8 protein-coding genes are annotated in these 9,273 nt (G+C 69.4%); 4 read left to right on the forward strand and 4 right to left on the reverse strand.

Annotation, left to right across the window (positions count from 1 at the left end; translation table 11 throughout):
- Positions 1 to 72 precede the first annotated feature (72 nt).
- On the reverse strand, positions 73 to 927 hold the full coding sequence (locus HOP40_RS07850; protein ID WP_240157762.1) for an aminotransferase class IV: 855 nt from the start codon (positions 925 to 927) through the stop codon (positions 73 to 75).
- Between the two features lie 93 nt (positions 928 to 1,020).
- Here HOP40_RS07850 and HOP40_RS07855 point away from each other — a divergent pair, with 93 nt between their 5' ends.
- Positions 1,021 to 1,974 (forward strand): prephenate dehydrogenase dimerization domain-containing protein, encoded by a 954-nt coding sequence (locus tag HOP40_RS07855; protein ID WP_172156139.1) that lies wholly within the window; start codon positions 1,021 to 1,023, stop codon positions 1,972 to 1,974.
- Positions 1,975 to 2,057: 83 nt separating this feature from the next.
- Here HOP40_RS07855 and HOP40_RS07860 read toward each other — a convergent pair whose 3' ends face one another.
- The 3 genes from HOP40_RS07860 to pabB all read right to left on the reverse strand — a co-directional run bounded on the left by HOP40_RS07860 (position 2,058) and on the right by pabB (position 6,220).
- Positions 2,058 to 3,071 (reverse strand): aldo/keto reductase, encoded by a 1,014-nt coding sequence (locus tag HOP40_RS07860; protein WP_172156142.1) that lies wholly within the window; start codon positions 3,069 to 3,071, stop codon positions 2,058 to 2,060.
- A gap of 48 nt (positions 3,072 to 3,119) precedes the next feature.
- A complete protein-coding gene (locus HOP40_RS07865; protein ID WP_275691366.1) occupies positions 3,120 to 3,953 on the reverse strand; it encodes a chorismate mutase in 834 nt (277 codons plus the stop codon).
- An 89-nt stretch (positions 3,954 to 4,042) separates the two neighbouring features.
- Positions 4,043 to 6,220, reverse strand: a complete 2,178-nt coding sequence (gene pabB, locus HOP40_RS07870; RefSeq protein ID WP_172156146.1) for an aminodeoxychorismate synthase component I — start codon at positions 6,218 to 6,220, stop codon at positions 4,043 to 4,045.
- Between the two features lie 339 nt (positions 6,221 to 6,559).
- On the opposite strand from pabB, the gene HOP40_RS07875 reads away from it, so the two are divergent.
- From HOP40_RS07875 to HOP40_RS07885, 3 genes are read left to right on the forward strand one after another with little or no spacing between them, the layout of a single operon-like run.
- A complete protein-coding gene (locus HOP40_RS07875; RefSeq protein WP_172156148.1) occupies positions 6,560 to 7,381 on the forward strand; it encodes an arylamine N-acetyltransferase family protein in 822 nt (273 codons plus the stop codon).
- Positions 7,382 to 7,400: 19 nt separating this feature from the next.
- Positions 7,401 to 7,670 carry an acyl carrier protein gene (locus HOP40_RS07880; RefSeq protein WP_172156150.1) on the forward strand — a complete coding sequence of 90 codons (270 nt, stop codon included), beginning with the start codon at positions 7,401 to 7,403 and terminating at the stop codon, positions 7,668 to 7,670.
- Entirely contained in the window at positions 7,667 to 9,259 is a 1,593-nt protein-coding gene (locus HOP40_RS07885) for an HAD-IIIC family phosphatase (protein ID WP_172156152.1), read from the forward strand. The genes HOP40_RS07880 and HOP40_RS07885 overlap by 4 nt, the downstream gene beginning before the upstream one ends.
- Positions 9,260 to 9,273: the final 14 nt, after the last annotated feature.

The raw sequence follows: 9,273 nt of genomic DNA on the forward strand, positions 1-9,273 counted from the left end.
ACTATTCTCCAGTCACAATCAATGCTTGCGACCGGGAGCCCACCTGTGGGACCCGGAGGAAGAAGATCAAGCTCAGCGGTGGGTCGACCGCCGGAAGCGGTCGATCACGTGACGCACAGTCGGATCATCTGCGGAGGGCCAATTCACGTCGCCGATGCAACTCACCGGGCGCACCTCGCTGAGCGTCCCGCAGAGCAGCGCGGCGTCGAAATTGGGAAGCTCGGCGGGGTGCACGTCACGTTCCACCAAGGTGATGTCGGCGGCGCGTGCCTGGTCGATGAGTAGCGCCCTGGTCAGGCCAGGAAAGACGTCGCCATCGAGGCGGGGCGTGACCAACGTGCGGTCGGCCACGAAGAACAGGTTTGAGGAACTCGCCTCGCAGATCAGGCCGGCCGAGTTGAGCATCACGCCCGTGTCGAAACCGGCGCGTCGCGCCTCCCGCTCGCACAGGTAGCTGTTGGCGTAGGCACCCGACACCTTCCAGGTGACATCGATCGCCGTGTGCCGCACCCGTTCGACCGAGGAGAGCTGGCAACGGACGGCGCCATCGACGTCGCGTGTAATGGGGACGGCGAACATGCACGCGCTCGTCGACTCGACATCGACGGAGAAGAACACCTCCGGTGCGGTGCGATAGGCTATCGGCCGGATGTAATGCGTACGGCGCGGCAAGGTGTCGAGCAATAGGTGGACACCGTCGAGGAGTTCCTCGACTCCCCAGGGAAGTGCGAGGTCCATCCGCGCTGCTCCCCGGTGGAACCGCTCCATGTGCTCCCGCATCAGGTGCTGATGCCAGTGGTCGTCGTTCCAGTAGGCGACGCATCCGTCGAAGACCGCAATGCCGAGGTGCAGTGTGTTGCTAGCAACCGACGGGTCAGCGCTGTGGTGAGGCACTACCTGGCCATTGAACCATGCACGTTCGCTCATCTTCACAGTTGGTCTCCACCTCGTCGGCCGGGTTGGGTCGTCGGCCCCGCGGCCGGGTGCCGCAGGCCGGACAATCGGGCACAATTCCCGAACATGACACACAGTTTCGGCAACGCTGTCGTTATTGGCTCGGGAGCGGTCGGGGAGATGTTTGCCGGGCTGCTCGCCGCCGACGGCGTCCGCGTGCGCTCGTTCGACCGCCGCACCGGCACCGATGCCAACGACCCCCCGACCGGCGAGTACGGAAGTGCCCTGGCCGGTTCCGGGCTAGTGGTGCTCGCCCTGCCGGAGTCGGTGACCCGCCAGGCGCTGCAGCACGTGCTGACGACCGCGTCGAGGGCCCTCGTCGTCGACACGACGTCGGTCAAGATGGCGATTGCACCGGTGTGGGCGGGGGTCGTCGGACGGCCGCCGGTCCTCAGTGTCAACCCGATGTTCGCCCCTAGCCTGGCGCCGGCCGGGCGGCCGTGCCTGGTCGTCGACCCTGACGGCGGGCCGGCGGGCCGCCGGTTCGTTGCGCTGCTCGCCAGATGGGGGCTGCGCGTCATAGAAGTTCGAGACGTCCTTGAGCACGACCGCCTCTGTGCGGCCGTCCAGGCCGGTGTGCACGCAGCGGTGCTGGCCCTCGGCGCGGTGCTCGCCGCCTCGCCGCTGTCCGTGGACGACGTCTGGGCCCTGGCCCCGCCGCCGTGCCGTGTCATGCTGCTCCTGCTAGCCAGAATCAGCAACGGGGCGCCCGAGGTCTACGAAGACATCCAGGTGCGCAACACATTCGCGGCCGACTCCCGCGAAGGACTTGCCGCGGCGCTCGCCCACCTGAACCAGGAGCTGCGCCTGTCGGGCGGCATGCCCACCACCCTGGCCAATATCGCGGCGTGGCTGGGCGAGCGCCGCGACCCGCTGGGCAACGACTGCCGACGCATGTTCGAAGACCTCGCCGCGTCGACCACGCCCGACGCCGTGGGAGGCACGCAACCCGTCCAGGACCGCGGAGCCGTCCCCGGCGAGCCGGACGGGCAGGCCAGGCCCAGCTCGTCGGACACATAACTGCAGCGGTCAACGGCGGCATTGTCGATGACATCGCAGTTTTCTTGCCAGGTGGCGTCGGTCGGACCCGCCGGAGCGCTGGTTCAGCGGGCACAGGAGCGGTGCGACGACGAGTCGGCAGGGTCGGCGAGCGCGGCGTCGATCGCGCGCAATGTCGCGGCGTCGAGCTGCGTCGGGAGCTCCGCGGCAGCGAGGAGCGTGCTGAGTTGTGCGCCGGACGACGCGCCGCACAGGGCGGTGTCGACCTGCGGATTGCGCAGGACCCACGATAGCGCCATGGACACGGGATGGCGCCCGGTCTCGCGAGCCAGCGCGGTGAGGCGACGGATCCGGGTGAGGGCGGCCTGCTCATCATCGCCGAGCGCCGTGTGCCGCAGCCACTGCAGCTCCGGCTGGCACAGCCGGGCGTCGGTAGGCATCCCGTCGTCGTAGCGGCCGGCCAGCAGTCCGTAGAGCAGCGGGGACCAGGTCATCAGGCCGAGCCCGAGGTCGCGCTGGACCTCGGCGAAGTCGCCCTCGACCCGATCTCTGACAACCATGTTGTACTGGCGCTGCTCGACGACCGGCGCCACCCCTCCACCGGAGGCGGCGATCTCGTGCGCGGCCCGGATCTGCTCGGGCTCCCATTCCGAGGTGCCCCAGTACAGCACCTTTCCCTGGCGGACCAGGTCCGACATCGCCGTCACGGTCTCCGCCAGCGGGACATCGGGGTCGAAGCGGTGGCACAGGAACAGGTCCAGGTAGTCCACGCCGAGGCTGCGCAGGGAGCGCTCACACCCGTCACGCACATGCTTGCGACTCAGCCCCCACGTGCCGGGTCGTCGCTGGTGCACACCCCAGAACACCTTCGCGCACACCGCGAAGGTCTCGCGGTCCCAGCCCAGGCGGGTCAGCAGCCTCCCGAACGCGCGCTCCCCGCTTCCCGCGGCGTAGGTCTCGGCGTGGTCGAACAGGTTCACCCCGGCCTCATGGGCGCGGTGCAGCAGGACGAGCGCCTCGTCGTCGGCGAGCCGGTCACCGATGGTGGTCCACGCGCCCAGTGACACCGCGGAGACCTCCAGGCCCGTGCCGCCCAGCCGGCGGTGGGAGATGCTCATACTGGTCCCCTCAGACCAAGGCGGCCTCGGGTCCTGCCGGCTCGGGATTCACCAGACGTTCTCCCGTTCCATGGACTCGAACAGCTCGCGGACGTTGTCGTCCTCGAAGCCGGTGGCGCCACCCGTGCGGCTGATGAATTCCAGCTGCAGGCCGGTGGCGGTGCTGCGCCGGGTGAAGGTTTGGTCAAGGCCCGGGGCGTGGATGATCCCCGTCAGCAGGTCGGCCTGGGCGACGCGCAGATCCGTCAGCAGGGCTGTGTGGTCACCGACCGCCAGCGCCACGTGCTGCACCCCCTGTCCGCGGTGGGCGATGTACTGGCTGACGTTGGACCGCTCCGAGGTGCCCTGGCACACCACGAAGGTGGCCCCGCCGGCTCGCATGGTCGCCGACACCATGCCGCTGTACTCGCCTTCGACCGAGCGGCGCTCGATGACCTCGAAGCCATAGTGGTCGCGCAGCTCGGCCACCGCCGTCTCCAGGTCCTCGACCGCGATCGCGATATGGTCGATGGCCTGGATCTGGGAGTGCCGGGTGGCGTCCGTCGCGAGTGGTTCGTCACCGTCGATGATCGCAGCCTCCAGCCGGCACGACTCCTCGGTGATCACGCTGACGATCTGGTGCACGAACGACTCGCTCAGCCCAGCGGCTCGTCCCTGGGCCAGCATCCGGTCGCGGACGTGGGCGAGCCGATTGGGCTGCATCATGGAGACCCCCGAGGCGGCCTTGACCTCGGCGATCTCCGCACAGACCCGCATCCGCTCGGCGAGCACGCGCACCAGCTCACCATCGAGCTCGTCGATGCGCTCACGTGCCCTCTCCAGCTCGGGCGCCCCCGGCGCGTCACCGCCCGCGTCGGCCTGCCGGTCTCGGTCTTGTGTCATGTCATTCCTCCTGAGGTCCGCGGAGTGAGGGCTCCGCGCGGTGTCCGCCGCGCTCGGGCCCGTACGAGCAGCCCGTTGCGGGGGCGTCGTCACACAGCGATCTCGTGCTTGCCCGGTGGGTGTGCCACCGGCGGCGTGCACAGCCCCTGATCTGGGCCGGGGGGCTGCGCGGTCACGCGCACCGCGGCCATCGGAACCTCGGCCTTGAGTTGCATCTCCGCCACCTCCTCGCCGGCGTCGGAGAGTGCGACGACCGCACCGCCCGCCCCGACGCTGACGTCCTCACCGCGGACGACCAGCGTGCGGATAACAATGCTCAGGTCGACAGATCCGGTCAGTGAGAAGTAGCCCAGCGCCCCGGAGTAGACGCCGCGCCCGCCGCGCTCGAGCCGGTCGATGATCTGCATCGTCCGGATCTTGGGTGCGCCCGTCATCGACCCCCCCGGAAACGCCGCGCGCACGCAGTCGACGGGCGAGACGTCCTCACGCAGCCGCGCACGCACCGTGCTGACAAGCTGGTGCACTGTCGCGTAGGTCTCGACGGCGAAGGCCGTGGGAACGTGGACGGAACCGATCGCGGCGACTTTCCCGAGGTCGTTGCGCAACAGGTCGACGATCATGAGGTTCTCGGAGCGGTCCTTCTCCGCGGTGCCGAGCTCTGCGGCCAGTCGCGCGTCCTCGACGGGTGTCCGCCCCCGCCGCCGGGTGCCCTTGATCGGCTTGGCCTCCACCTCCCGGTCCGCGGAGATCGTGAGGAACCGTTCGGGGGACGCGCTGAGCACGTCGACGCCGGGCAGGTGCAACAGCGCGCCGTAGGGCACCGGGCTGCGCCGCCGCAGCTCCCGATAGGTGGTGACCGGATCGATTCGTGCGCGCGCCGTCATCGTGGTGGTCAGGCACACCTCGTAGGTCTCACCCTCCCGGATCTCGGCGAGGCAGTGCCCGATCAGCTCGCGGTACTCCTCGGGTGAGTCCCGAGCGGTGAAGGGCACCGGTACCTCCGGGGTCGGCGCCGCGACCCCGGCGGCCCCGGCCACGGGGGCGGCGAGTACGGCGCAGGCTGCCTCGGCCAGCCACGAACGGCCCGCGAGCTCGGTGTCCTCGTCGACGAGGGTGAGCAGCCATGTCCGACCGAGCAGGTGGTCGATGATCACGGCACGGTCGCAGTAGAGGAACGCCGCATCAGGCAGGTCTGAGGCATGCACGAGGTCGCCGCCGCACTCGGCCTTGAGCTCGTAGCCGAGGTAGCCGACGTACCCGAGCGCGAAGCCGCACCCACTCGGCGGCCCCTCGACCGCACGCGCTGCGGTCTCCCGCGCCAGGTAGTCGAATATGCTCTCCTCCAGGTGGGCCTCGGCGCCCGTGGCCGTCTGGACCCGCACGCCGCGGTTGGCTATCGCTGTCACCCACTCACCCAGGGGACCGCGACCTCCGAGGATGGAGTGCCGCGACAGGCCCGCGACGACGGCGGAGCTGTCCAGCCAGAAGGCGCAGTCGCCGGCGGCGAACAGCGCGGTGTACACCGCCTCGGCCGCCGGGTGATGTTCCAGCTGGTGGCTGAGCAAACGATGTCGCCGCTTCACAGGTCGCTCGGTCCGTCCGGCGGGGCGGGCCGGGATGCCCTGTGCCGGCCTGCTCGCAGCCGGCCTGCTCGTGCCCCGGGCGTCGAACCGCCGCGGTGTCCGACGCGCAAGCCCCAGAAAGTTCTCGATGAGCAGGCGGCCGTGCTCAGTGGAGATCGACTCCGGATGGAACTGCACGCCCCACTGTGGTCGGGTGCGGTGCGCGACGGCCATCACCACCGGCGTGCCGGCCCGGTCCGCGGACCGCCCGGTGATCCGCAGGCAGTCCGGGACGTCGTGCACCACCAGCGAGTGGTAGCGGACCGCCTCGAAGGGTGAGGGAATCCCCGTGAAGATTCCGGATCCGTCGTGCGAGACCGTGCTGACCCGGCCGTGCATGGGCTCGGCGCCCCGACCCACTGTGCCGCCCTCGAAATGACACAGCCCCTGATGTCCGAGACACACACCGAGCAGTGGGAGATCAGTCTGCAGGGCCAGCCTGCTGATTCCGAAGTCGCTCTCCACGTCAGGACGTCCCGGACCGGGGGACAGAATAATCGCCTCGACCGGTTCGGTCTTCAGTGCTTCCCACGATGCCCGGTCGTCATTCTTGATGACATCGACGCGATTGCCGGAAACCTCGGCTGCCAGCTGATAGAGATTAAATGTGAACGAGTCATAGTTGTCAATTATCAGGATCGTCATGAAGGCTCTTCTCGCAACACAGACTCTTCTCTCGCCCGTCCCGGATGTGAGCCTATCCTTTCAGGTCTTCTGAGCAAATGATGCAGTATGCTCGTCGGCCTGTCAACCGTATCCATTAATGGATCATGTTCGATGATCTCTGCGCCGAACGATTCGACGGACTCAAGGGTTGACGTGCTTCGCCGCGAATAATACTATCGGCCAGGACTCTTTGTCTGTATGTCGCAGTGTCCGACAACGCCGCCGACCGCGCATCGCAGTGCCCTTCCCCGCGGCGTCCCCTTCTCCGAAAGGCAGCCCGGTGACCGTTGGCGCAACCGGCCGTCGATCGGATAGCCGATGAACACGGTCGGCCACGACCGGAGCACCTCTTGTCAACCCCCGTTCGAGGTGTCGGCCTGCTTCCCGTTCGCCGTGCCGGAGCACGTCGACCCGCACCATCGACTTGAGGCGCTGTACCGCACGTGGTGTCGGCGGGTCTCGTTCGACAACGCCATGCGGGTGCTGGCCCTGCGAGCCGGCCTCGATGATCTTCCGGGGAGCGAACCGGACGACTTCTGGGCCGCATGGGCGATGACAGGGTGTGGCGGCATGTGCGTCGCCACCGCACGGGCTTTGGGTGTGCTACTCACCGCGCACGGTTTCACGTGGCGCCACGCCCTGGCCCGGATCGACGACGCGCGGGAACCCGACCATCTCTCCACGATCGTCACGCTGCCCACCGGGCGATTCCTGCTCGACACGGTTGCGCTGGGCGAGGTGCCGGTGCTGCTCGACACCGGGCCCCACCGGGTCGGCCACAGCGCTCTCGAGGTGCGGTCACGGCCCACGGCGGACGGGTGGGAGATTCAGTGGTCGACACCGGTGAACCGGGCCGTACAGCGCTGCCACGTCCTTCCGGCGCTGCCGCTGCCCGACCTCGTCGGATTCTACCGGAGCACGCAGGAATCCGAGACGTTCCAGCGGTTCAACGCGATGCTCTACGCCCGCCGAAACACCGACGACGGGCCGGTGGTCGTGATTGGGGGTTTCGCCGTGCGGGTGGACGGCGACGGGACCGTCGAGCCGATCGAGCAATCCGCTCCGGACGTGCTGATAACCCTTTTCGGTTGGTCCGAACGGATCGTCACGAGGCTGGAGCAGGCCGGGGTCTTCGGATGAGTGGACGGGTCGGTTCCCGATGAATGGTGAAACGCAACCGTTCCTTGAAGAGATTCTCGTCGCGTATGCAGCCGTCCTCCTAGCGGAGGACATCCACCCGCGGGCCACGTTCGCCGATCTCGGTGGCACCTCGCTGACCGCCGCGATCGTCCTGGCCCGGCTCTGGCGTGTCCTGGGTGTCCGGCTGGCCCTGACCGACCTCGGCGCCGGGGTCACCGCCGCCGAGCTCGCGGCTCTCGTGGCCGAGCGGGCCGGGGGGCCGCCGGCCGACCGTTCGGTGACACGATGAGCGAGCGAGTCGTAGTGCTCTGCACCTTCACCGCCGAGCCCCTGGTCGCCGGCCTCCGGCGGGCGTTCGAGGGGCAGGGCGTGCGGTGGGACGTCGAGGCCGGCCCCTACGGGCAGGTTGTCGAGCCGCTCAAGAGACCCTGCGCCGACGACGTCGTGGCGGTCGTGCTGGTGGTGCGGATCGCGGACCTCCTACGCCGGATGTGGGTCGACACCCACGGCGGGGAGACGGCGCACTACGACACCGAGCCGGACCCGCAGGCGACCCGCCGGGCCGAGGAGTGGGTGCACGACCTGGTCGCCGGGGTGGCCACGTGGCGCGCGACGGCGTCCGCGCCGCTGCTGCTCAGCGTGCTCGACGACGCGCGGACACCGGGCCCCCGCAGCCTCTGTGAGCGGTTGGCCACCGCCGCGCGCGACGGCGCCGCCGAGAGCGGTGTCCTCGTCGTCGAGGCAGGCGAGCTGGAGGGCGAACCGTTCCTCGACACACTGGCCCACGTGCCCTACCAGCCTGCGGGGCTGGCAGAGCTGGCGGCTCGCCTGGCCCGCCGGTGCTGGCTGCAGGTACGACCGTCGGTGAAGGTGCTCGTGTTCGACGGGGACGGAACGCTGTGGGGTGGATCGGCCGCGGAGGACGGTCCCGCGGGTGTCGACCGTGGGGGTCCCTACGCCCGGATCGGCCTGCTGGCTCTGCAGCAGCGGGCGTCCGGACGGCTGCTGTGCCTGGCGAGTCACAACGTCGAACTCGACGTGCTCGACGTGCTCGCAGCGCCCCCGTCCGGGGGTGGGCTGCGGGCCGAGCACCTGAGTGCTCGACGGGTCGGTTGGCAACCCAAGGACCGCATGCTCGTCGAGCTCGCCGGCGAGTTGGGACTCGGCCTGGACACCTTCGTGTTCCTCGACGACAACGATGTGCAGCGTGCGCTGGTCAGGAGTGCGCTGCCGCAGGTCGCCGTACCCGACTTCACGTCGGGCGGCGGGTTGGTCACGCTGCTGGGCACCTCCTGGCTGTTCGAGCGGTCGCACACCACGCCCGAGGACCGGACGCGGGCGGGCAGCTACGAGGACGAGCGCCGCCGCCGTGCCGCGCGCGCCGCGGCGCCGAGCCACCTCGACTACGTCGCGTCGCTGCAGGTCGAGGTGACGGCACGTCCCCTCGACGCATCCGCATGGCCGCGTGCGCGCCAACTCCTGGCCCGCACCAACCAGTTCGCCCACGTCGTCCCCGGCTTCCGGCTCCCAGCGGGTTCGGACCGGGCCGACCCGGACCGCCGGACATGGATCGTGCAGGTGAAGGACCGGATCGGCGACTACGGTCGCGTCGGTCTGGTCGCCGACCGGGTCGTGGGCGACACGCTGTGGATCGAGGCCCTGCTCCTGAGCTGCCGGGTGCTCGGCCGCGGGGTGGAGGAGGAGATGGTCGAGGTCATCCTGCGGGACGCGCGGGCGGCGAAGATTGCCACTGTGCGCATGGACCTGGTGCGCACCCCCCGCAACGCCCCCCTACAGAACTTCGTCACGCGCCTCGGCGGGCAGCTGACCGGCTCCGGATCCGGTCTCGTCAGCCTCCACCTCCCGGTGCGGCTGTGATCACCGAGTATCGA

The sequence above is a fragment of the Pseudonocardia broussonetiae genome, from assembly GCF_013155125.1.
GTDB classification, from domain to species: domain Bacteria; phylum Actinomycetota; class Actinomycetes; order Mycobacteriales; family Pseudonocardiaceae; genus Pseudonocardia; species Pseudonocardia broussonetiae.